Origin of the sequence: Pseudomonas sp. LFS074, from assembly GCF_047978165.1 — a bacterium.
In the GTDB taxonomy this organism is placed as follows: Bacteria; Pseudomonadota; Gammaproteobacteria; order Pseudomonadales; family Pseudomonadaceae; genus Aquipseudomonas; species Aquipseudomonas putida_P.
Genome location: NZ_JBFPFV010000001.1, coordinates 436961 through 459701, shown reverse-complemented (window position 1 = coordinate 459701; position 22741 = coordinate 436961). Strand labels below are relative to the sequence as shown.

Below are 22741 nucleotides of genomic sequence, written 5' to 3'. Positions count from 1 at the left end.
GCTTGCAGCAGCGGTGGCTGCTCTTTCCTGCAGCCAGAAGCTTGTGGCTTGCAGCTGCTCCCAGCTACCGGAGGGACCATGAGCTACGTTATAGACCGACGCCTGAACGGCAAGAACAAGAGCACGGTCAACCGCCAACGCTTCCTGCGGCGGTACCGCGAACACATCAAGAAAGCCGTCGAAGAGGCGGTGAGCCGCCGTTCCATCATGGACATGGAACACGGCGAGCAAATCAGCATTCCCGGCCGCGACATCGACGAGCCGGTGCTGCACCATGGTCGCGGGGGCAAACAGACCATCGTGCACCCTGGCAACAAGGAATTCACCGCCGGTGAACACATCCCGCGCCCGCAAGGCGGTGGAGGTGGCGGCGGCGGTCGCGGTAAAGCGGGCAACTCCGGCGAGGGCATGGACGAATTCGTCTTCCAGATCACTCAGGAAGAGTTTCTCGAATTCATGTTCGAGGACCTCGAGCTGCCCAACCTGGTCAAGCGTCACCTGACGGGCGCCGACACCTTCAAGACCGTGCGCGCCGGTATCGCCAACGAAGGCAACCCGTCGCGTATCAACATCGTGCGCACCCTGCGTTCGGCCCACGCCCGGCGCATCGCCCTGACCGGCAGCAGCCGCGCCCTGTTGCGTGAAGCGCAAAAGGAACTGGACCGCCTGCGGGTCGAAGAGCCAGACAACTTCACCGATATCCAGGAAGTCGAACAGGAAATCGAACGCTTGAAGGCGCGCATCAACCGCCTGCCCTTCCTCGATACCTTCGACCTCAAGTACAACCTGCTGGTCAAACAACCCAACCCCAGCTCGAAGGCGGTGATGTTCTGCCTGATGGACGTATCCGGCTCGATGACCCAGGCCACCAAGGACATCGCCAAGCGCTTCTTCATCCTGCTGTACCTGTTCCTCAAGCGTAACTACGACCGCATCGAAGTGGTGTTCATTCGCCATCACACCAGTGCCCGTGAAGTCGATGAGGAAGAGTTCTTCTACTCGCGGGAAACCGGCGGCACCATCGTCTCCAGCGCCCTGAAGTTGATGCAGGAGATCATGGCCGAACGCTACCCGGCCAGCGACTGGAACATCTACGCCGCACAAGCCTCCGACGGCGACAACTGGAACGACGACTCGCCGATCTGCCGCGACATCCTCTCCAAGCAGATCATGCCGCATGTGCAGTACTACACTTACGTTGAGATCACCCCCCGTGAACACCAGGCGCTGTGGTATGAATACGAGCGCATCGGCGAAGCCTACCCCGACACGTTCGCCCAGCAGCAGCTGGTATCGGCCGGCGACATCTACCCGGTCTTCCGTGAACTCTTCCAGCGCAGGTTAGCCACATGACCGCCAGAGCACAGAGACGCCAACCCATTTCCACCGGGTCCGAGTGGACGTTCGAGCTGATCCAGACCTACGACCGGGAAATCAGCCGCCTGGCCGAGCGTTACGCCCTGGACACCTACCCCAACCAGATCGAGGTCATCACTGCCGAGCAGATGATGGACGCCTACGCCTCGGTCGGCATGCCGCTGGGCTATCACCACTGGTCCTACGGCAAGCAGTTCCTCAGTACCGAAAAGTCCTACAGTCGCGGCCAGATGGGCCTGGCCTACGAGATCGTGATCAACTCCGACCCGTGCATCGCCTACCTGATGGAAGAAAACACCATGTGCATGCAAGCACTGGTGATCGCTCACGCCTGCTATGGCCACAACAGTTTTTTCAAAGGCAATTACCTGTTCCGCACCTGGACTGACGCCAGTTCGATCATCGACTACCTGGTGTTCGCCAAGCAGTACATCGCCCAATGCGAAGAGCGCCACGGCATCGATGCGGTGGAAGACCTGATTGACTCCTGCCACGCGCTGATGAACTACGGCGTCGACCGCTACAAGCGGCCTTACCCTATTTCCGCCGAGGAGGAGCGGCGCCGGCAACAGGAGCGCGAAGAACACCTTCAGCGCCAGATCAACGACCTGTGGCGGACGATTCCGAAAAGCGCGGAAAAGGGCAACGACCGCGATGATGGGCGCTTCCCCGCCGAACCGCAGGAAAACATCCTGTACTTCATCGAAAAGAACGCGCCGTTGCTCGAACCTTGGCAGCGTGAAGTGGTGCGCATCGTGCGCAAGATCGCCCAGTACTTCTACCCGCAGCGCCAGACCCAGGTGATGAACGAAGGCTGGGCAACCTTCTGGCATTACACCCTGATGAACGACCTGTACGACGAGGGGCTTATCACCGAAGGCTTCATGATGGAGTTTTTGCAGTCGCACACCAGCGTGGTGTTCCAGCCCGGTTTCGACAGCCCCTACTACAGCGGCATCAACCCCTATGCGCTGGGATTCGCGATGTACACCGACATCCGCCGCATGTGCGAAAACCCGACCGAGGAAGATCGCCACTGGTTCCCCGACATTGCCGGCAGTGACTGGCTTTCTACCATCAAGTTCGCCATGAGCAGCTTCAAGGACGAGAGCTTCATCCTGCAGTACCTGTCGCCCAAGGTAATGCGCGACCTGAAGCTGTTCAGCATCCTCGATGACGACCAGCGCGACGACCTACTGGTGCCTGCCATTCATGACGAAGCCGGCTACCGGGTGATTCGTGAGCAGCTGGCAGCACAATACAACCTAGGCAACCGTGAGCCGAACGTGCAGATCTGGAGCGTCGACCGTCGCGGCGACCGCTCACTGACCCTGCGCCACCAGCAACATAACCGCAAACCACTGGGCGACTCGACCGATGAAGTGCTCAAGCACCTGCATCGCTTGTGGGGCTTCGATATTCACCTGGAGACCGTACAGGGCGAGCAAGTGATGAAAACCCACCACATGCCCCCGCGCGGCGAGCACGGCGAAAGCGCCGACTATGGCCGCATGGACCTGGCCGTTATCCACCATCTCTGATGCAACCCCATAACTGCCGACAGGTTATCCTGTCGGCAGTTATGGAGAGCTGCACATGCACATCTACAAAGTCGGCGGCGCCGTGCGCGACCGCCTGCTCGGCCGCCCGGTCAGCGATATCGACTGGCTGGTGGTTGGCGCTACCGTCGAAGAAATGCTTGCCAAGGGCTACCGGCCGGTCGGTGCCGATTTCCCGGTGTTCCTGCACCCGAAAACCGGCGAGGAGTACGCCCTGGCGCGCACCGAGCGCAAGAGTGGGCGCGGCTACGGTGGGTTTACCTTTCATGCCAGTCCCGACGTCACCCTGGAAGAAGACCTGATCCGCCGCGACCTCACCATCAATGCGATGGCTGAAGATGAAGCGGGCACGGTGTACGACCCCTACCATGGCAAGGACGATCTCGATCAACGCCTTTTGCGCCATGTTTCCCCGGCATTCGCCGAAGATCCTCTGCGCGTACTACGCGTCGCGCGCTTTGCTGCTCGTTATGCGCCTCTGGGTTTCCGGGTTGCCGACGAGACCCTGGAACTGATGCGCCAGATCAGTGCCTCAGGCGAACTGCAGGCACTGACCGCCGAGCGCAGCTGGAAGGAAATCGAGCGCGCGCTGATGGAGGCTCGCCCCCAGGTGTTCTTCCAAGTGCTGGGCGCTTGCGGCGCCCTGCACGAGCTACTGCCTGAGCTTGTCGACGATACACAGGCCCTGGCGGCGCTGGAGCAAGCCGCAGCGCACGAACAACCGCTGCACGTGCGCTGGGCCTGCCTGTTGCGAGGGCTGGCACCGGCGCCGATCAAAACCGTCAACCAGCGCCTCAAGGCACCACGGGAATGCCAGGAACTGGCCTTACTTACCGGAGAGTGCCTGGCGCAGGGTAACCAGGCGCAGGAGCTACCAGCCACGGCACTGCTGGAGCTGTTGCAGAAATTCGATGTGTACCGGCGACCGCAGCGGTTCGAGGATTTCATTGTCGTGTGCGAGATGGCGGCGCTGGGCGATGGCAAGTCGAGTTATCCACAAGCCGATTATCTGCGTGGCGCAGCAGCGGCGCGAGCGGTGGATGTGAAGCCGCTGGTGCAAGCCGGGCTGACGGGCCAGGCGCTGGGCGAAGCGCTCAAGCGTGAGCGGCTGAAGGCTGTCGAGGCTTACAAACGCAGTTGACCAGCGCGGTACCTGTGGGAGCGGGCGCGCCCGCGAAGAACCCAATGCGGTGGATGGCACCGGCTATGCCGGTGTTCGCGGGCACGCCCGCTCTCACAATGACCGCGAAAGCCGTTAGTTAGATAGGCGTCAGCTGCAACCCGCGCCACTCGAAGGCTACCGGAGCCAGCACCTGATCGATCTGCGCCTCCTGCCATAACTGCGCCATGCCCTTGCCCGCCCCCGGATGTACCAGTTCGGGGGCCAGCAGCGACAGCGGCCACAACACAAAAGCGTTTTTCAAGATCTCGGCGCGAGGCAGCACCAGTCCGTCGAAAGTACCGTGCAAATCGTCATACATCAGCACGTCGATATCCAGTGGCAAGCCTTTGCGGTCCGGGGCATAGCGGCCGTTGTCGGCCTCGATGAACTTCAGTCGACGGTCCAGCTCGATCAACGGCAACGCGGTTTTGCCGGTCACCACGAAGTTGATGAACGGCCCGCTCTTGATCCCCACCGCCTGGCTTTCGAACGCCGGCGAGCAATGCATGTCCGTCAGGATACCGGCCAACGCATCGAGCCCGGCGCACAAATGCGCTTCACGGTCGATGTTGCTGCCGAGCCCCAGGTAAACCGTGCTCAGAGACATCCGCGCTCGATCTCCACGCCTACACCACCACGGGCCGCCGGCACCGCACCCGGTTTGGTCAGCTTCAACCGTACCCAAGGGATGTGGAATTCCTCCATCAGCGTTGCCACCAGGCGCTCGGCAAAGGTTTCCACCAGCTCGAAACGGGCCTGCTCGGCGAACGCCTGGATGCGTGCCGAGACACTGGCGTAGTCCAGCGCCAGGTTCAGGTCGTCACCGGCGGCAGCCGGGCGGTTGTCCCAGGCAAAGCTCAGGTCCAGGCGCAAGCACTGGCGAATATCCCGCTCCCAGTCATAGGCACCGATGACGGTATCGACTTCCAGGCCTTCGATGAACACTCTGTCCAAGCACTTCTCTCCACAGCACGACAAGGGCGACTGGCGCCGTTAGAATCAGGGCGTCCTCGCCCGGAATAGTTAGCATGTTTTGGTTACTGGCGTTGCTCGCCTACCTGCTCGGCTCGCTGTCCTTCGCCATTGTCCTCAGCCGCCTTTCAGGCAGCCCGGACCCGCGTTCCAGCGGCTCAGGCAATGCCGGCGCCACCAATATGCTACGCCTGGCAGGCCGTAAACTGGCGATCCTGACCCTGCTTGGCGACCTGTGCAAGGGCCTTTTGCCGGTATTGCTCGCCCGCGCTGCCGGGCTGGACCTGCATGCGCAGGCCTGGGTGGGCGCGTGCGCGGTGCTGGGCCATCTGTTCCCCCTGTACTTCCGTTTCCAGGGCGGCAAAGGCGTGGCGACAGCTGCCGGCATGCTCATGGGCCTGTATTTCCCGGCCGCACTGCTGGCTATCGGTGCCTGGCTGCTGACCTTCTACCTCACCCGCACCAGCTCGCTGGCGGCACTGATCGCCACACCACTGACGTTGCCATTGCTGGCCTGGCGCGAGCCCGAGGCCCTGCTGCCGATCACCGTGCTGACAGCGATGATCGTGTGGCGCCACCGTAAAAATCTGCGCGACCTGTTTGCAGGGCGCGAACGGCACTTCTGAACCTTCGGCGGTAAACCTTACAGTGGTGGCAACTGCTCCATCGGCCAGCGTGCCTGCACGCTGATCGCCAGGTCCTGCTGCTGCCCGGCCAACAGTCGCTGGCAACCGGCATAGGCGATCATCGCGCCATTGTCGGTACAGAACTGTGGGCGCGCGTAGTACACATTGCCCTTCATTCCGGCCAGCATCTCTTCCAGCGAGGCACGCAGCGCTTTGTTGGCACTCACGCCACCAGCGATGACCAGGCGCTTGAGGCCAGTCTGCTTGAGGGCTCGCTTGCACTTGATGGTCAAAGTTTCCACCACCGCCTGCTGGAATGCCAGGGACACGTCGCAACGGGTTTGCTCACCGTCGTCGCCAGCATTCTTGCATTGCTGCCAGGTGTTGAGGGCGAAGGTCTTGAGGCCGCTGAAGCTGAACTCAAGACCCGGACGATCGGTCATCGGCCTTGGGAAAACGAAGCGGCCAGGTACGCCCTGCTCTGCGAGGCGCGCGATTTCCGGGCCGCCTGGGTAATTGAGGCCGATCAACTTGGCGGTCTTGTCGAACGCCTCGCCGGCAGCGTCGTCCAGGCTCTCGCCCAGCAGTTCGTACTGGCCGATGCCATCGACCCGAACCAACTGCGTGTGACCACCGGAAACCAACAAAGCGACGAACGGAAACTCGGGTGGGTTTTCTTCCAGCATGGGCGCCAGCAGGTGGCCTTCCATGTGGTGCACACCTATCGCCGGGATGTCCCAGGCAAAGGCCAACGCCTGGGCGCAGGAAGCCCCGACCAGCAAGGCACCGACCAGGCCAGGGCCCGCGGTATAGGCGATGGCGTCGATCTCGGTGGCGACGCAGCCAGCCTCGTCCAGCACCTGGCGAATGAGCGGCAGCATGCGCTTGACGTGATCACGCGAGGCAAGCTCGGGCACTACGCCGCCGAACACGCGGTGCAGGTCGATCTGGCTGAACAGTGCGTCGGCCAACAAACCGCGTTCACTGTCGTATAATGCGACGCCAGTTTCGTCGCAGGATGTTTCCAATCCCAGTACTAGCATGGGTTCGTCCCTTGTGGGGGCTGAATTCGAAGCCGCGCATGATAGTCCCCGTGTCGGATGCCGACCAGCGGTTTTCGATCAGAGGCTTTGCATTCCTGCTTGCTAAGGGTTAACATCCGCAACCCTTGAAAACCGACGTTCTCCAGCACACCTTTGTTTTGCCAGGAGCACGTCTACCCCGGTAATGAATTAAGGTAGCCCTGGATGCCAGCCGTCAAAGTTAAAGAGAACGAACCCTTCGACGTAGCTCTGCGTCGTTTCAAGCGCTCCTGCGAAAAAGCCGGTGTACTGGCTGAAGTTCGTAGCCGCGAGTTTTACGAGAAGCCGACCGCCGAGCGTAAGCGTAAAGCAGCTGCTGCTGTTAAGCGTCACGCCAAGAAAGTTCAGCGCGAACAGCGCCGCGCCGTTCGTCTGTACTAATACAGGCGTTCAACGCAAAGCTTCTGCCCTGCCCGGCTAACCGCCGGGCGATGGCAGTGGTCGCTTCACACTTGAGCAGCTAGCTCAAGGCCCTGCACAAGCTTCATGCGAACTGCTCATGGGCAACCTGCCTGAAACGTCAGAGCTGGTCCTTCTTGCTGTATGACCAGACGTGCACGTCCGACTGACGGGCCCTTAGGGGCTGGCGACGAGCACACACCCCCTCGCACTTCCCCAAGCAACACTCGCCCCATTCGGCGCGTGAGCGATTAGACTTGCCAGTTGCCAGATGACGAGACTGCCATGGCCGGGCTGATTCCCCAGAGCTTCATTGACGACCTTATCAACCGCCTCGACATTGTCGACGTGGTGAGTTCGCGCGTCCAACTGAAAAAAACCGGCAAGAACTACTCCGCCTGCTGCCCGTTCCACAAGGAAAAGACCCCTTCCTTCACGGTCAGCCCCGACAAGCAGTTCTACTACTGCTTCGGCTGCGGCGCCGGTGGCAACGCCCTGGGTTTCGTCATGGACCACGACAACCTGGACTTCCCGCAGGCCGTCGAGGAGCTGGCCCGCGCCGCTGGCATGGAAGTGCCCCGCGAACAAGGCCGCCGCGACCAGAAGCCGCGCCAGCCCACCGATTCGCCGCTGTACCCGCTGCTGGACGCCGCCTCGGAGTTCTACCGCCAGGCCCTGCGCAACCACCCGACCCGCAAGGCGGCGGTGGATTACCTCAAGGGCCGCGGCCTGTCCGGCGAGATTGCCCGCGATTTCGGCCTGGGTTTTGCCCCGCCCGGCTGGGACAACCTGCTCAAGCACCTGGGTGCCGACACCCTGCAGCAGAAAGTGATGATCGATGCCGGCCTGCTGATCGAGAACGCCGAAAGCGGCAAGCGCTACGACCGTTTCCGCGACCGGGTGATGTTCCCGATCCGCGACAGCCGCGGGCGCATCATCGCCTTCGGCGGCCGGGTACTCGGCGACGACAAGCCCAAGTACTTGAACTCCCCTGAAACCCCGGTGTTCCACAAGGGCCAGGAGCTGTACGGGCTGTACGAGGCACGCAAGCACAACCGCAACCTCGACGAGATCATCGTCGTCGAGGGCTACATGGACGTCATCGCCCTGGCCCAGCAAGGCCTGCGCAATGCCGTGGCCACCCTCGGCACCGCCACCAGCGAAGAGCACCTCAAGCGCCTGTTCCGCGTGGTGCCCAGCGTGTTGTTCTGCTTCGACGGCGACCAGGCCGGGCGCAAGGCCGCCTGGCGCGCACTGGAATCGGCCTTGCCGAACCTGCAAGATGGCCGCCGCGCACGTTTTCTGTTCCTGCCCGAAGGCGAGGACCCGGACAGCCTGGTACGCGCCGAAGGCACCGACGCTTTCATGGCCCGTATCAACCAGCACGCCCAGCCGCTGGCCGATTACTTCTTCGAGCAACTGAGCGTCGAAGCCGACCCACGCTCGCTGGAAGGCAAGGCACACATGGCGACCCTGGCGGCACCGTTGATCGAAAAGATCCCTGGCGCCAACCTGCGCCAGCTCATGCGCAACCGCCTGAAGGAAATCACCGGCCTCGACCCGCAGCAGGTCGAGCAACTGGCGCAACAAGCACCCACGGTTAGCAGCGTGCCGGACTACGGCCCTGGCTACGACTACGACGCCATGGCCAGCTACACCCCCGATTACGGCGACATGCCGCAACACGACTTCGCCCCCGTTCATCAGGAGCAGGCCTGGAAGCCCAACAAGAACGGCGGTAAGAAGCCATGGAGCGACAAGCCCTGGGACAAGAACCGCAAGGGTGGCAAGCCGTGGCAACAACGTGACGAAGCGCCACCCCGCGTGCCGGCGCCGGTCGAGCCACCAACCCTGGCCGCCCTGCGCACCCTGCTGCACCACCCGCTGCTGGCCGGCAGGGTAGAAGATGCCAGCCACTTCGCCGACGAAGAACACCTGTACAGCCAGCTGCTGGTGGCATTGATCGAAGCCGCACAGAAAAATCCTGGGCTAAGCTCAATGCAGTTGATCGCACGCTGGCATGGCACCGAGCAGGGTCGCCTGTTGCGGGCCCTGGCGGAAAAGGAATGGCTGATCGTGGCCGACAACCTTGAACAACAGTTTTTCGACACTATAACTAGCTTGTCCGCCCGCCAACGCGAGCGCAGCCTGGAACAACTGCTCAGGAAATCACGTCAAAGCGAATTGACCAGCGAGGAAAAAACCCAGCTCCTCGCCCTGCTGAGCCGGAATGTTCCCGCACAAACGCCGACCTCATCTGGCGCGTGAGGCCCATGCTCGGGTATAATCCTCGGCTTGTTTTTTGCCCGCCAAGACCTTCAGTGGATAGGGTGTTATGTCCGGAAAAGCGCAACAGCAGTCTCGTATCAAAGAGTTGATCACCCGCGGTCGTGAGCAGGGCTACCTGACTTACGCGGAGGTCAACGACCACCTGCCTGAGGATATTTCAGATCCGGAACAGGTGGAAGACATCATCCGCATGATCAACGACATGGGGATCAACGTATTCGAGAGTGCTCCGGATGCGGATGCCCTTCTGTTGGCGGAAGCCGACACCGACGAAGCCGCGGCCGAAGAAGCCGCTGCTGCGTTGGCGGCCGTTGAAACCGATATCGGCCGCACGACCGACCCGGTGCGCATGTACATGCGCGAAATGGGTACTGTCGAACTGCTGACCCGTGAAGGCGAGATCGAAATCGCCAAGCGTATCGAGGAAGGCATTCGTGAAGTCATGGGCGCCATCGCCCACTTCCCGGGCACTGTCGATTACATTCTCGGCGAATATGACCGCGTCACCACCGAGGGTGGCCGCCTGTCGGACGTACTCAGCGGCTACATCGACCCTGACGACAACATTGCCGCGCCGACCGAAGAAGTGCCGATCCCAGGCACCAAGGCCGCTGCTGCGAAGGAAGAGTCCGACGACGAAGAGGAAGAGTCCGAAAGCGGTGACGACGAGGAAGAGGCCGAGAGCGGCCCGGACCCGGTAGTCGCGGCTCAACGCTTCGGTGCGGTATCCGATCAACTTCAGGCAACCTCCAAGGTCCTGAAGAAAAACGGTCGTGGCCACAAGGAAAGCATCGAGGCCCTTCAGGCCCTGGCTGACCTGTTCATGCCGATCAAGCTTGTACCGAAGCAGTTCGAGGTACTGGTCGAGCGTGTACGTGACGCCCTGAACCGTCTGCGCCAGCAAGAACGCGCCATCATGCAGCTGTGCGTCCGTGACGCCCGCATGCCGCGTGCCGACTTCCTGCGCATGTTCCCGAGCAACGAAACCGACCAGACCTGGAGCGGTGACCTGGCCAAGCGCAACACCAAGTGGGCTGCTGCCCTGGGTGAAAAGGACGCTGCCATTGTCGCTTGCCAGCAGAAACTGATCGACCTTGAGACCGAAACCGGCTTGACCGTTGCCGAGATCAAGGAAATCAACCGTCGCATGTCGATCGGTGAAGCCAAGGCCCGCCGCGCCAAGAAAGAAATGGTCGAGGCGAACCTGCGTCTGGTGATCTCCATCGCCAAGAAGTACACCAACCGTGGCCTGCAGTTCCTCGACCTGATCCAGGAAGGCAACATCGGCTTGATGAAAGCGGTGGACAAGTTCGAATACCGCCGCGGCTACAAGTTCTCGACCTATGCCACCTGGTGGATCCGTCAGGCGATCACCCGCTCGATCGCCGACCAGGCACGCACCATCCGTATTCCGGTGCACATGATCGAGACGATCAACAAGCTCAACCGTATTTCCCGCCAGATGCTGCAGGAAATGGGTCGCGAACCGACCCCGGAAGAGCTGGGCGAGCGCATGGAAATGCCTGAGGACAAGATCCGCAAGGTACTGAAGATCGCCAAAGAGCCGATCTCCATGGAAACCCCGATCGGTGACGACGAAGATTCGCACCTGGGCGACTTCATCGAGGACTCGACCATGCAGTCCCCGATTGACGTGGCCACGGTCGAAAGCCTCAAGGAAGCCACCCGCGACGTGCTCTCGGGCCTGACCGCACGCGAAGCCAAGGTGCTGCGCATGCGTTTCGGTATCGACATGAACACCGACCACACCCTCGAAGAGGTGGGCAAGCAGTTTGACGTAACCCGTGAGCGGATTCGTCAGATCGAAGCGAAGGCGTTGCGCAAACTGCGCCACCCGACTCGCAGCGAGCACCTGCGCTCCTTCCTCGACGAGTGATGACAAAACCCCGGCCCAGGCCGGGGTTTTTCTTTAGCGGCCCGTAACATAAAGCCCGCCTTCCACAGCACACCTGCCGCAATGCCCGTCTACACTCGACTTCAGACCACCTGAATGCGAGGCTGCCATGCCCTTGAAGCCGGCCATTCTGTTGCTGCTCCTGATTTTATGGAACACAACGGCCGGCGCCCTGACCCTGACAGATGAGGAGAAAGCCTGGCTGGCTGCTCACCCGCAGTTGAGCCTGGGCGTAGACGCCTCTTGGCCACCGTTCGAGTTTCGCGACCAGGAGGGCCGGTACCAGGGATTGGCCGCCGATTACATCGCCACGATCCAGCAGCGCCTGGGCGTGACACTCAAACCGGTCGAACCCAGCAGCTGGACCGAGGTACTGGCACAGGCACGGGAAAGCCGCATCGACCTGCTGCCCGGCATCATGTCCACCCCCGAACGCCAGGGCTATCTGGCCTTCACCCGCCCGTACCTCGACTTCCCCATTGTCATCCTGGCCCACAAAGGCGGCGCACAACCACGCAAGCTGGATGACCTGTACGGCCTGAAAATCGCCGTGGTCGAGAACTACGCCCCGCACGAGCTGCTGCGCACCCACCACCCCGACCTCAACCTGGTGGCGCTGCCCAATGTCAGCTCCACGCTGCAGGCCCTGGCCACCGACCAGGTGGACGCCGTGGTCGGCGACCTGGCCTCCAGTATCTGGAGCCTGCGCCAGCTCAAACTCGACGGCCTGTACGTCAGCGGCGAAACACCCTACCGCTACCAGCTGGCGATGGCCGTCCCCCGCGACAAGGCCGTGCTGGTCGGTATTCTCGACAAAGTGATGGCCGACATGAGCAGCAGCGAAATCAGCCAGATCCAGCAGCGCTGGGTGGGCAATGTAGTCGACCAGCGGATGTTCTGGTCTGACCTGCTGGTATATGGCTTGCCAACGGTGCTGTTGCTGATGGCCGTGCTGGCCGTGGTCATCCGCATCAACCGCCGCCTCAGCTCGGAAATTTCCAGGCGCATCGCCCTGGAGCAAGAGCTGCGCAGCAGCGAATACCACTACCGAGGCCTTGTAGAGAGCCTGTCAGCCATCGCCTGGGAAGCCGATGCCAACGACTTCACCTACAGCTACGTTTCACCGCATGCCGAAGACCTGCTCGGCTACCCCTTGAGTGACTGGCTCCGGCCCGGCTTCTGGCGCAGCATCCTGCACCCGGAGGACGCCCTCTGGGCCCAGGCGTACTGCGACAGCGAAACCGCAGCGGGACGCGACCACAGCCTGGACTACCGAGTGATCCGCGCCGACGGCCAGCCCCTTTGGGTACGCAACATCGTCAGCATGATCGAACACGGCCACCAACCGGTGATGCGCGGCCTGATGATCGACATCAGCGAAACCAAGCACACCGAGGACGCCCTGCGCCTGTCCGAGCAGAAGTTCGCCTCGGTGTTCCAGCAATGCCCAGACATCCTGCTGATCGCCCGCCACAGCGATGGCTGCCTTCTGGAGGTGAACGAAGCCTTCGAAGAGCAGATCGGCCTGACCCAAAGCCAGGTGATTGGCCGTACCGCCACCGACCTGAACCTGTGGGGCGTCGAAGGCAGCGGCCTACGAGTGCTCGAACACCTGCACCAGGGCGGCATCCGTAACCTGGAAATGAGTTTCCGCCGCAGCAATGGCCAGCTGTTCACCGGCCTGACCTCGGCCGAAACCTTCGAACTCGACGGCACCCCCGCGCTGGTAGTGGCGGTGCGCGACATCAGCCAGCTCAAGGAAACCCAGCAACAGTTGCAAACCTCGGAAGAGAAATTCGCCAAAGCCTTCCACGCCTCCCCCGACGGCCTGCTGCTGTCGCGCCAGAGCGACGGTCTGCTGCTGGAGGTGAACGAGGGCTTCTGCCGCCTGACCGGCTATGACCTCAACCCGACCATCGACCAGACCTCGCTGGACCTGGGCATCTGGGTAGACCTCAACGAGCGCAAGCGCCTGGTCGAGCAGCTCAACCGCGACGGCTTCGTGCGTGATTTCACCTGCCACATCCGCCGCAGCGACGGGCAGATCCGCCTTTGCGAGCTGTCCGCCCGGCCCCTGCCGATTACCGGCGTCGACTGCATGCTGACCATCGCCCGCGACATCACCGAGCGCCACCTGATGCAGGAAAAACTGCAGTTGGCCGCCACCGTGTTCGAAAACACTGCCGAAGGCGTACTGATCACCGACATTGACCAGCACATCAGTGCTGTCAACCGCGCCTTCAGCGAAATCACCGGCTACAGCGAAATCGAAGCCCTCGGCCAGACCCCGCGTCTGCTCGCGTCCGGCCAGCACGACAGCGCCTTCTATGCGGCCATGTGGCACCAGCTGACCGACGAAGGGCACTGGCAGGGCGAGATCTACAACAAGCGCAAGAACGGCGAGCTTTACCCAAGCTGGCTGACCATCAGCGCCGTGCGCAACAGTGAACGCGAGATCACTCACTTCGTGGCGGTTTTCGCAGACATCTCCAGCATCAAGCACGCCCAGGCCAAACTCGACTATCAGGCCCACCATGACCCGCTGACCGGCTTGCCCAACCGCGCCCTGTTCGAGAACCGCCTGCAGGCTGTACTCACCTGCGCGCAAGTCTCCAACCGCCAGGGCGCGGTACTGTTCCTCGACCTCGACCGTTTCAAGCACATCAACGACAGCCTCGGCCACCCAGTCGGCGACCTGCTGCTTAAAGGCATCGCCCAGCGCCTGAAGGAGCAGGTGCGCGACGTCGACACCGTGGCCCGACTGGGCGGCGACGAGTTCATCATCCTGCTACCCGGCCTGCACAAGCCCAGCGACGCCAGTACCATCGCCAACAAGCTGCTGGCCTGTTTCGCCGCGCCGTTCCAGGCCGGTGAACACGAGTTCTTCACCAGCGCCAGCATCGGCATCAGCCTGTATCCACAGGACGGCACTGACGTTGCCACACTGATCCGCAACGCCGACGCCGCCATGTACCGCTCCAAGGCCAAAGGCCGCAACCGCGTCGAAGCCTACACCCGCGACCTCACCGCCCAGGCCAGCGAGCGCATCGCCTTGGAGCATGAACTGCGCCGCGCCGTCGAACGCAACGAAATGAGCCTGTGCTTCCAGCCCAAGCTCAGCCTCAAGACCCAGAAGCTGGTAGGCGCCGAGGCGCTGATCCGCTGGAGCCACCCAACCTTTGGGGAGGTGCCACCAGAGCACTTCATCCACCTGGCGGAAGAGAATGGCACCATTCTCCAGCTCGGTGACTGGGTTCTGGAGCAAGCCTGCCGACAGATGCAGGCCTGGAAACAGCACTACCAACCCTTCGGCCCGCTGTCGATCAACCTTGCCGGCGCCCAGCTGCGCCACCCGCACCTGGCCCGGCGCATCGAACAGTTGCTAAAGCACTACCAGCTAAAGGCCGGTGACCTACAGCTGGAAATTACCGAGAACTTCATCATGAGCCAGGCAGAAGAGGCCCTGGCCGTGCTGTACCAGTTGAAGAAACTGGGCGTGCAACTGGCTATCGATGACTTCGGCACCGGCTATTCCTCGCTGAGCTACCTCAAGCGCCTGCCGCTGGATATTCTCAAGATCGACAAGTCCTTCATCCGCGGCCTGCCCGACGACCCACACGATGCCGCCATCGCCCGCGCGATCATTGCCCTTGGCCGCAGCATGCAGCTGACGATCATTGCCGAAGGCGTGGAAAACCAGGCCCAGCAGCGTTTTCTGGCAGCGGAAGGGTGTGAGCAGATCCAGGGCTACATCGTCAGCCTGCCGCTGCCACCAGACGAGTTCGCGGCCGCGTTCCTTCGCATAGCACTATCAGATCTTTCAGATGGCACAGGTGCGAAACCCTCGTTATAATCCGGCCACTTACTGAGGGCCTATAGCTCAGTCGGTTAGAGCAGAGGACTCATAATCCTTTGGTCCACGGTTCGAGTCCGTGTGGGCCCACCAACCTTGAAGCCGCGTACTACGCGGCTTTCGTGTTTTTGGTGGAACCACCTCAGTACAGTCCTATGGTCTAAAGGTACAAATTAGGTACAGTGCGGCTTCGCTTGCACGCCTTTGGAGTCCTTCAGATGGCTACAATCGTCAAAACCCCTGCCGGCACCTGGAAGGCTGTCATCCGCAAAACCGGATGGCCGACCAACGCCAAAACCTTCCGCACCAAACGCGACGCCGAGGATTGGTCACGGCGCACCGAAGATGAAATGGTGCGGGGTGTGTATATCCAGCGCAGCGGGTCCGAGCGGCTGACACTCGAAAATGCGCTGCAGCGACATCTGCGCGAAGTCAGCCCTACCAAGAAGCCCACCGCGCAAAAGGCCGAGGCGACCAGGGAAAATATTCGCTCGCAGCTCTATCATCCGAGGTGATCGCCAACTATCGCGATACACGCCTGGGCTCCCTGAGGCTCGTAGGAATGAGAAACGCTATCGGGCACGGAGCGTCTTTCACAGCCTCAGGCAGTCGCGAATTGAACGAGCTAATTGATTACACAAGGTCGTTAATAACACAATATGCGGAATTAGTTATCGACCAGCTAAATACTTATGCTCTTCCTGATCCAGAACCAGAACCAGAACAAAACTAATTAATATCAAATTTAAATCCTCAGCTGACACTGGTAGAACACTCGAATGGTTAGGGAAAACTTGATAGATGCCTTCGTACAAGAACTGCTCGCAAAGAAAAACATGTCACCATCTGAAAGGTGCTCATACGAGGTTTCTCAAATATTAAACAGCGCCGCGACCGAATGGGTTGATATAATGGATTTTGTCTGGAAAAGCCATTATACCATTACGCATGAGCAAGCTATTGAAGCAGAAAAAGTCACTCACTACTTTCCTGACATCGAAAAGCATGCAGAAATAATCGCCGCACGCGCGGCGATTCATAAGCGTCGATGGGACAACACCTATCCATATATGATTTCATCTGGCAACCTATTTTCTACGCTTTCACTATTCGAAGCTTATATTTTGCGGCTTGCAATCGCAACTGAACAAGCATCCGAAATCCAACTGTCATCCATAAATGGCGCGGGCGTCGAAAAAATATTCAATTACTTCAGGAAGCTAGGAATACCTCTTGAAACCATTGCAGTGCACGAGCCTATCAAGTGCGCACAGAAGATTCGAAATTGTCTAATGCATGCAGGCGGACTGCTTCAGCTATCAAAAGACGCCGACACAATTAGAACCATAGTAGAGCGGAAATCTTATCTCTGCAGTGAAGACAGAGGTCGTTACACAAAAAGCAGCGAAACAGAACTAGTGTCAATTAGATTTTACTTTGTTGGCGAGAAAGTCTCAATCGAGCATGATTATCCTCACCTGCTCTGCAATTACATCTCCCGCTACATCCAAATCTTAGGTGAAAAAATTCTGATTTGGCTGGAAGCTCAGAGAGCCTAGGCACGAACAGCTCAATACGGGCTGCAGGCCGTCGTGCTAGCTAATCCCTGGGAGGGCTTCGAGGTACAATGGAGGTACACTGAAAAGATTCGTTGACTTACCTTAAATTTCGCTCAAACATCGCTGCGATGCTGGCTTAATGTTACTGTACCTTTTCTTGCTTACAGTAGATTTCTGCTACTATCACATGTAGCAAGCTAACTCTGATCCTTTAGTCCACGATTCAAGTTCGTGTGGGCCCACCAGATACGACAAAGCCGCGCAGTTGCACGGCTTTTTTGTGCCAGACATCAATCTGCCCCGCAAATCACCAAGGCATCTTCAACCCGGCAACTCACGCGCTGCCCATCGTAGCCCCAATAGGTAGAAGGCAGCGGCCCACTTCCCACCGAGCTGCCATCCTCTTCGTACACATTGATGACTGCGTTCCACAAACTGGTCCGAGGCGTTTCGCTTGCGGGGTCCAGACAGAGGATGTGAGTCAGCTGGAAACCATCCTCATCTTCATAACCTTGGTAACCCACTACCATCATCCAGTGCCCACCGCCGCCACTGAAGCGAACACCGACAATCGGAGCGCACTGGCTATCGATGGCATGCTCAACCTGCTCTACGATTTCCTTTTTACTGCCACTCACATACTCGGCACCGACACCGAGACCACTGAAGCAATCGACGAGCCGAATCATGTCTTTATGATCGGTACCACCAGAGACCAACGCCCCTAGATTGCGAATTTCGTTCCGAAACCGCCCTTCTCGACTGTTGCCATGCCACTGGTGCATTTCTGTAGCTTCGTCATACCGCATTACGCCCAACGTGATAAGCGCCATGACAACACTGTAGGGCCCACAAGCGCCATCCAGGCCGCCTTGGCGTAGATGCACCTGTTGGTCGTCATCGAAAGCACAGGTGACCGGCCCATCAGGCGAGACCATCAACCAGGGGCTTACCATCATCTTGTTCATTGCGAGTCCTTGTGCGAGAGCGTTCCCGGGTGGGTGGCGGCGGCAAAGATATCAACCAGCCACCATAGCGTCCAGGCGCCATCCGCCTCGCTAGCCAGTGCTAGAAGAACCCTTGGGAGCACTCCCACTCTGCCCCAACATCCACGGCGCCCACCGCTGCAAAAACTTTAAGCTGATAACTACTGCGCACTCGGCCGCATCACTACCTGCCGCTGGTTGTAGAAGGTCATGCCAGCCGGAATATCCCGCGTAACCAGCGACATAGCGCCAATCACCACGTCGTCGCCAATATCGATGCGATCGGCAACAATGCAGCTATTGGCGCCCATGCTCACATTGTCGCCAATGCGCAGCGCGTATTCCTCTAGGCCAAGGGTCTTGATGCCGATCGAGCAGTTCTGCCGGATGAAGAAATTGCGCCCGATGCGCACGTGCCGGGTGATCACTACCCCCGGTAGGTGCGCGATGCGCAGGCCGGGCGCGATGTGTGCACCTATATCGATGTCCACGGCGTACTTGAGGTTTAGCCGCTGTTGCATGCGCCGGGCGTGACGCCGTGCCAGGCCACCATGGGCGTCGAGGTACTGGGCCAGGCGGTAGGCAAAGAGAAAACGCAGTTTGTTGTCCTTGCGGGCGCGGCGCAGCACGTTGAACAGCAAACTGATTCGGCGTCCGGGCCTTTTCTTGTTGGAGACTTCCAGTCGCCAGCATTCGAGCAGGTGGTCGAGGTTCACGCTGAGGTTCTCGTTGGACTAGCGCTTCATCATGCCGAAGGCAAAGTCATCGGGCCAGCGTGGTCAGCTGTGACGGCCCTTGCCCTCATCGGCATTGGCTGGCTAGGCTAGCGGGCCAACCGCAGAGACTCGCCATGTCGGATTCCCGCTCCATCACGCTGGATGAAATCGATCGCCAGCTGATCGCCCTGTTGCAGATCAACGCCCGCGAAAGCGTCGCCACCCTCGCCCGCCAGCTGGGCATTGCCCGTACCACCGTCAACTCACGCCTGGAGCGGCTGGAGAAGAACAAAGTCATCTCCGGTTATGGCGTGCGCCTGGGCCAGAGTGTGATAGGCGGCGGGCTGCAGGCGTACGTGGGGATCAAAGTACAGCCGCGTTCCGGCAAGGAAGTTGTGCGGCGCCTGAGTGCCATGGGGCAGGTGCAGCAGCTGTGTGCGGTAAGCGGAGAATTCGACTACGTGGCCTGGCTGCGTACGGACTCGCCCGAACAGCTTGACCAGTTGCTTGACCAGATCGGCAGTGTCGACGGCGTGGAGAAGACCACCACGTCGATCATTGGCGGTGCTGAGCGGGTGTTGTTTATACACCTGCGTTTCTTGGGGGTGGACTACCAGATCTTGTAGTGATTAGCGTATGAACGGGTTGGCTGCAGCCCACCGAATGAACTGTTGCATTATTGTGAAGAGGCAGGTTCATTCGTCGGCTGAGAGGCGGTAATGGCTTACTAACATCGCCGGGATGCAATGTTCTAAGTAGTTGGTTGGATTAGGCGCAATGAATCTAGTGCTAGCGCAAAGCCTTCTATGACGATGTGATTTTGCTTGTTGACAGAGATTCAGGTTGGTCTAGTCTAACGGCCTGTTTTCAACTTTAGTGGTGCTCAAAATGGAATTAGGGCAGCAGTTGGGATGGGATGCGTACTTTTATAGTATCTTTGCGCGAACCATGGATATGCAGGAGTTTACGGCTGTCGCGTTGAGGGCCTTGCGCGAACTACGGTTTGATTTTTTTGCCTACGGCATGTGCAGCGTGACCCCGTTCATGCGGCCCAGGACTTATATGTACGGCAATTACCCCGAGGACTGGGTGCAGCGATATCAGGCGGCTAACTACGCGGTGATCGATCCCACGGTGAAGCACAGCAAAGTCTCGTCGGCCCCCATTCTATGGAGCAATGAGTTGTTCCGGGGATGCGCGGACCTGTGGTCTGAAGCCAAGGATTCACATTTATGCCACGGCCTGGCACAACCCTCGTTCAACGCCCAGGGGAGGGTCGGGGTGTTAAGCCTGGCGCGCAAGAACAACCCCATCAGCCTTCAGGAATTTGAAGCCTTGAAGCCGGTGACCAGAGCCTTTGCCGCCGCGGCCCACGAGAAAATTTCCGAGCTGGAGAGCGACGTGCGTGTCTTCAATACGGGCGTGGCGTTCAGTGGGAGGGAATGTGATGTGCTGCGCTGGACGGCCGACGGCAAGACCTCGGAGGAAATCGGCGTGATCATGGGGGTGTGCACCGATACCGTGAATTACCATCACCGCAACATCCAGCGCAAAATCGGCGCCAGTAACCGCGTGCAGGCAGTGTCTTACGCAGTCGCGATGGGCTATATCTGAGGGGCATTCAAAAAGGACGACTCGGCCCGTATCAAGCTGTCTCTTTCAATAATGTGCCGGACATGAAGGCTGACGGTGCGACCGCGCTGCGATGGTGCTCGCGGTGGGCCGAGAGTTTGATGGCGAGGATTTTCTCATTCTGGTGCACCGTGACCGGGCCCAGCCGTTCGTAGTGGACTCCGTTGATTTTGTAATAGCGCTCCATGGTGCTGTTGACGATCCCGACGATGGCCTCTGCGCCCGCCAGGGCGGCCGTCTTGAGGCTTCTCCAGAACAACGGCATCGCCAATTGCGGTTCGCAGGTGGTGAAGCGAGTCATTTCCCAGACGGCTGGATGCTTGGGCGGCGCCCCGGCGCAGGCATGGCTGAACACCCCTTCAAGCAGGTTGGGGAGCGTGGTGGGAATCAGCCGGGCGCAGCCAACGATGGCGCGGTCTGCATTGAACGCCAGGAGGTAGCGGGCGTGTTCGGTGTCGTATTGATCCCATTCACAACCTGCCTGGCTCGGATGGGCGGGCAGCCGCCATCCGAGTTTCTCGACGAATTGTTCGTGCCGAAAGCGGCCGAGCATGAGTTTCAGCTCATCGTCCATTTCGCTCAGTGTGTGCTCTTCCATGTGCATTGCTGGGGTTCCTTAGGGATGGAGTGCAGTTTTATAGAGGACTTGCACAGGCTTGGCACCTGCAAGATCTGGTAGGGGCTTCGGTGGAATCGAGGTCAAGCCATTCGTTGGGGGTCTCAGTAGCAAGGTAGATCGCGGGCAGCCGCTCTGATTTCTAAGTCGTCGTAATGTATATGACGCATGTTATTCCGACGAAACAAACTACATTCAGACACCACTCTGCGCCTTAATTACGAAAACCCCACGCCCTAAAATGACCCCCAGGCATCTCCTATACTCAGGCTCCGCTCCCCGCGCAGCCTCTCTGGCAAGGTCACTTCATGAACAAGAAAAACCGCCACCCCGCCGACGGCAAGAAGCCGATCACCATCTTCGGCCCGGACTTCCCGTTCGCTTTCGACGACTGGTTGGAGCACCCCGCGGGCCTGGGCAGCATTCCGGTTGATCGCCAGGGTGAAGAAGTAGCCATCATAGGTGCCGGTATCGCCGGCCTGGTGGCGGCCTACGAGTTGATGAAGCTGGGCCTCAAACCGGTGGTGTACGAGGCTTCCAAGCTGGGTGGCCGGCTGCGCTCGCAAGCCTTCAACGGCACCGATGGGATCATCGCCGAATTGGGTGGCATGCGCTTCCCGGTGTCGTCCACGGCCTTCTATCACTACGTGGACAAGCTGGGCCTGGAAACCAAGCCTTTCCCCAACCCGCTGACCCCGGCCTCGGGCAGCACGGTGATCGACCTGGAAGGCCAGACCTACTACGCCGAAAAAACCAGCGACCTGCCCAAGCTGTTTCATGAAGTGGCCGATGCCTGGGCTGATGCGCTGGAAAGCGGCGCCCAGTTCGCCGAAATCCAGCAAGCCATCCGCGACCGCGACGTACCGCGCCTGAAGGCACTGTGGAACAAGCTGGTGCCGCTGTGGGACGACCGCACCTTCTACGACTTCGTCGCCACCTCGCGCTCGTTTGCCAAGCTGAGCTTCCAGCACCGCGAAGTGTTCGGCCAGGTCGGTTTCGGCACCGGTGGCTGGGATTCGGACTTCCCCAACTCGATGCTGGAAATTTTCCGCGTGGTGATGACCAACTGCGACGACCACCAGCACCTGGTGGTCGGCGGTGTGGAACAAGTGCCGCAAGGCATCTGGCGCCATGTACCGGAGCGCTGCGTGCATTGGCCGCAGGGCACCAGCCTGAGCACGTTGCACGGCGGCGCGCCGCGTACCGGGGTCAAGCGCATTGCCCGCGCTTCCGATGGACGCCTGGCGGTCACCGACAACTGGGGCGACACCCGCCACTACAGCGCGGTACTCGCCACCTGCCAGACCTGGCTGCTGACCACCCAGATCGACTGCGAGGAATCGCTGTTCTCGCAAAAAATGTGGATGGCTCTGGACCGCACCCGCTACATGCAGTCGTCGAAGACCTTCGTCATGGTCGACCGGCCGTTCTGGAAGGACAAGGACCCGGAAACCGGCCGCGACCTGATGAGCATGACCCTCACCGACCGGCTTACCCGCGGCACTTACCTGTTCGACAACGGTGACGACAAGCCGGGGGTGATCTGCCTGTCCTACGCCTGGATGAGCGATGCGCTGAAGATGCTGCCGCACCCGGTGGAAAAGCGCGTGCAGCTGGCCCTGGATGCGCTGAAGAAGATCTACCCGAAAACCGACATCGCAGGGCACATCATCGGCGACCCGATCACCATTTCCTGGGAAGCCGACCCGCACTTCCTTGGCGCTTTCAAGGGGGCGCTGCCGGGCCACTACCGCTACAACCAGCGCATGTACGCGCACTTCATGCAGCAGGACATGCCCGCCGAGCAGCGCGGCATCTTCATTGCCGGTGACGACGTGTCGTGGACCCCGGCCTGGGTGGAAGGCGCGGTGCAAACGTCGCTGAATGCGGTGTGGGGTATCATGAACCACTTCGGTGGCCACACCCACCCGGACAACCCCGGCCCAGGCGACGTGTTCGACGAAATCGGCCCGATCGCCCTGGCAGACTGAGACAAGG

Annotated in this window: 18 protein-coding genes, 1 tRNA gene and 1 pseudogene; 14 read left to right on the top strand and 6 right to left on the bottom strand. The window is 60.1% G+C overall.

The genetic code is table 11. The annotated features are described in order from the left end of the window. The first annotated feature begins 78 nt into the window (after positions 1-78). Genes ACNQP3_RS02035 through ACNQP3_RS02025 form a run of 3 tightly spaced genes read left to right on the top strand, consistent with a single transcriptional unit; the run spans position 79 to position 4077 of the window. Positions 79-1353: a YeaH/YhbH family protein gene (locus ACNQP3_RS02035; protein WP_012270194.1), complete on the top strand. Its 1275-nt coding sequence runs from the start codon at positions 79-81 to the stop codon at positions 1351-1353. Beyond that, positions 1350-2918: a SpoVR family protein gene (locus tag ACNQP3_RS02030; RefSeq protein WP_012270193.1), complete on the top strand. Its 1569-nt coding sequence runs from the start codon at positions 1350-1352 to the stop codon at positions 2916-2918. The genes ACNQP3_RS02035 and ACNQP3_RS02030 overlap by 4 nt, the downstream gene beginning before the upstream one ends. Before the next feature lie 55 nt (positions 2919-2973). Further along, on the top strand, positions 2974-4077 hold the full coding sequence (locus tag ACNQP3_RS02025; protein ID WP_264316752.1) for a multifunctional CCA addition/repair protein: 1104 nt from the start codon (positions 2974-2976) through the stop codon (positions 4075-4077). Between the two features lie 118 nt (positions 4078-4195). On the opposite strand, the gene folK is transcribed toward ACNQP3_RS02025, so the two are convergent. Next, positions 4196-4705, bottom strand: a complete 510-nt coding sequence (gene folK, locus ACNQP3_RS02020) for a 2-amino-4-hydroxy-6-hydroxymethyldihydropteridine diphosphokinase (protein WP_060494194.1) — start codon at positions 4703-4705, stop codon at positions 4196-4198. Next, the gene (gene folB / locus ACNQP3_RS02015) at positions 4696-5052 is read right to left on the bottom strand and encodes a dihydroneopterin aldolase (RefSeq protein WP_004375185.1); all 357 of its coding nucleotides are present in this window, start codon (positions 5050-5052) and stop codon (positions 4696-4698) included. The genes folK and folB overlap by 10 nt, the downstream gene beginning before the upstream one ends. Positions 5053-5126: 74 nt before the next feature. Here folB and plsY point away from each other — a divergent pair, with 74 nt between their 5' ends. Beyond that, positions 5127-5696 carry a glycerol-3-phosphate 1-O-acyltransferase PlsY gene (gene plsY, locus ACNQP3_RS02010; protein ID WP_264316751.1) on the top strand — a complete coding sequence of 190 codons (570 nt, stop codon included), beginning with the start codon at positions 5127-5129 and terminating at the stop codon, positions 5694-5696. Between the two features lie 17 nt (positions 5697-5713). Here plsY and tsaD read toward each other — a convergent pair whose 3' ends face one another. Then, on the bottom strand, positions 5714-6739 hold the full coding sequence (gene tsaD, locus ACNQP3_RS02005; protein WP_012270189.1) for a tRNA (adenosine(37)-N6)-threonylcarbamoyltransferase complex transferase subunit TsaD: 1026 nt from the start codon (positions 6737-6739) through the stop codon (positions 5714-5716). 204 nt (positions 6740-6943) lie between these two features. Here tsaD and rpsU point away from each other — a divergent pair, with 204 nt between their 5' ends. The 7 genes and pseudogenes from rpsU to ACNQP3_RS01970 all read left to right on the top strand — a co-directional run bounded on the left by rpsU (position 6944) and on the right by ACNQP3_RS01970 (position 16793). Beyond that, positions 6944-7159 carry a 30S ribosomal protein S21 gene (rpsU, locus tag ACNQP3_RS02000; protein ID WP_003255575.1) on the top strand — a complete coding sequence of 72 codons (216 nt, stop codon included), beginning with the start codon at positions 6944-6946 and terminating at the stop codon, positions 7157-7159. 303 nt (positions 7160-7462) lie between these two features. Further along, positions 7463-9445 carry a DNA primase gene (gene dnaG, locus ACNQP3_RS01995; protein ID WP_264316750.1) on the top strand — a complete coding sequence of 661 codons (1983 nt, stop codon included), beginning with the start codon at positions 7463-7465 and terminating at the stop codon, positions 9443-9445. 67 nt (positions 9446-9512) lie between these two features. Further along, a complete protein-coding gene (rpoD, locus tag ACNQP3_RS01990; protein ID WP_012270187.1) occupies positions 9513-11363 on the top strand; it encodes an RNA polymerase sigma factor RpoD in 1851 nt (616 codons plus the stop codon). Between the two features lie 127 nt (positions 11364-11490). Continuing rightward, the gene (locus ACNQP3_RS01985; protein WP_012270186.1) at positions 11491-15234 is read left to right on the top strand and encodes a bifunctional diguanylate cyclase/phosphodiesterase; all 3744 of its coding nucleotides are present in this window, start codon (positions 11491-11493) and stop codon (positions 15232-15234) included. Between the two features lie 16 nt (positions 15235-15250). Continuing rightward, positions 15251-15327, top strand: a tRNA-Ile gene (locus ACNQP3_RS01980). Between the two features lie 125 nt (positions 15328-15452). After that, positions 15453-15784 (top strand): annotated as a pseudogene (locus ACNQP3_RS01975) (site-specific integrase); the annotation flags it as partial. Between the two features lie 244 nt (positions 15785-16028). Further along, positions 16029-16793 (top strand): hypothetical protein, encoded by a 765-nt coding sequence (locus ACNQP3_RS01970; protein WP_264316749.1) that lies wholly within the window; start codon positions 16029-16031, stop codon positions 16791-16793. Between the two features lie 290 nt (positions 16794-17083). On the opposite strand, the gene ACNQP3_RS01965 is transcribed toward ACNQP3_RS01970, so the two are convergent. Both ACNQP3_RS01965 and ACNQP3_RS01960 read right to left on the bottom strand, forming a co-directional pair. Beyond that, positions 17084-17761, bottom strand: coding sequence for a hypothetical protein (locus ACNQP3_RS01965; RefSeq protein ID WP_012270183.1), 678 nt, complete (start codon positions 17759-17761; stop codon positions 17084-17086). A gap of 179 nt (positions 17762-17940) precedes the next feature. Further along, positions 17941-18495 carry a serine acetyltransferase gene (locus ACNQP3_RS01960; RefSeq protein WP_012270182.1) on the bottom strand — a complete coding sequence of 185 codons (555 nt, stop codon included), beginning with the start codon at positions 18493-18495 and terminating at the stop codon, positions 17941-17943. Positions 18496-18629: 134 nt separating this feature from the next. Here ACNQP3_RS01960 and ACNQP3_RS01955 point away from each other — a divergent pair, with 134 nt between their 5' ends. After that, on the top strand, positions 18630-19121 hold the full coding sequence (locus ACNQP3_RS01955) for an Lrp/AsnC family transcriptional regulator (RefSeq protein ID WP_416469510.1): 492 nt from the start codon (positions 18630-18632) through the stop codon (positions 19119-19121). A gap of 262 nt (positions 19122-19383) precedes the next feature. Next, positions 19384-20109, top strand: coding sequence for an autoinducer binding domain-containing protein (locus ACNQP3_RS01950; RefSeq protein WP_038635113.1), 726 nt, complete (start codon positions 19384-19386; stop codon positions 20107-20109). Between the two features lie 31 nt (positions 20110-20140). Here the strand turns inward: ACNQP3_RS01950 and ACNQP3_RS01945 are convergent, their stop codons facing one another. Continuing rightward, a complete protein-coding gene (locus tag ACNQP3_RS01945) occupies positions 20141-20731 on the bottom strand; it encodes an acyl-homoserine-lactone synthase (RefSeq protein ID WP_038635110.1) in 591 nt (196 codons plus the stop codon). Positions 20732-21051: 320 nt separating this feature from the next. Between ACNQP3_RS01945 and ACNQP3_RS01940 the strand changes: the two genes are divergently transcribed. Next, complete coding sequence (locus tag ACNQP3_RS01940; RefSeq protein ID WP_060493143.1) at positions 21052-22734, top strand: flavin monoamine oxidase family protein; 1683 nt, start codon at positions 21052-21054, stop codon at positions 22732-22734. Positions 22735-22741: the final 7 nt, after the last annotated feature.

Excerpts from the sequence above, each read along its gene's own strand:
- ACNQP3_RS02035 (WP_012270194.1), top strand. The coding sequence starts at position 79 with ATGAGCTACGTTATAGACCGACGCCTGAACGGCAAGAACAAGAGCACG.
- ACNQP3_RS02030 (WP_012270193.1), top strand. The coding sequence starts at position 1,350 with ATGACCGCCAGAGCACAGAGACGCCAACCCATTTCCACCGGGTCCGAG.
- ACNQP3_RS02025 (WP_264316752.1), top strand. The coding sequence starts at position 2,974 with ATGCACATCTACAAAGTCGGCGGCGCCGTGCGCGACCGCCTGCTCGGC.
- folK (WP_060494194.1), bottom strand. The coding sequence starts at position 4,705 with ATGTCTCTGAGCACGGTTTACCTGGGGCTCGGCAGCAACATCGACCGT.
- plsY (WP_264316751.1), top strand. The coding sequence starts at position 5,127 with ATGTTTTGGTTACTGGCGTTGCTCGCCTACCTGCTCGGCTCGCTGTCC.
- tsaD (WP_012270189.1), bottom strand. The coding sequence starts at position 6,739 with ATGCTAGTACTGGGATTGGAAACATCCTGCGACGAAACTGGCGTCGCA.
- rpsU (WP_003255575.1), top strand. The coding sequence starts at position 6,944 with ATGCCAGCCGTCAAAGTTAAAGAGAACGAACCCTTCGACGTAGCTCTG.
- dnaG (WP_264316750.1), top strand. The coding sequence starts at position 7,463 with ATGGCCGGGCTGATTCCCCAGAGCTTCATTGACGACCTTATCAACCGC.
- rpoD (WP_012270187.1), top strand. The coding sequence starts at position 9,513 with ATGTCCGGAAAAGCGCAACAGCAGTCTCGTATCAAAGAGTTGATCACC.
- ACNQP3_RS01985 (WP_012270186.1), top strand. The coding sequence starts at position 11,491 with ATGCCCTTGAAGCCGGCCATTCTGTTGCTGCTCCTGATTTTATGGAAC.
- ACNQP3_RS01965 (WP_012270183.1), bottom strand. The coding sequence starts at position 17,761 with ATGAACAAGATGATGGTAAGCCCCTGGTTGATGGTCTCGCCTGATGGG.
- ACNQP3_RS01955 (WP_416469510.1), top strand. The coding sequence starts at position 18,630 with ATGTCGGATTCCCGCTCCATCACGCTGGATGAAATCGATCGCCAGCTG.
- ACNQP3_RS01950 (WP_038635113.1), top strand. The coding sequence starts at position 19,384 with ATGGAATTAGGGCAGCAGTTGGGATGGGATGCGTACTTTTATAGTATC.
- ACNQP3_RS01945 (WP_038635110.1), bottom strand. The coding sequence starts at position 20,731 with ATGCACATGGAAGAGCACACACTGAGCGAAATGGACGATGAGCTGAAA.
- ACNQP3_RS01940 (WP_060493143.1), top strand. The coding sequence starts at position 21,052 with ATGAACAAGAAAAACCGCCACCCCGCCGACGGCAAGAAGCCGATCACC.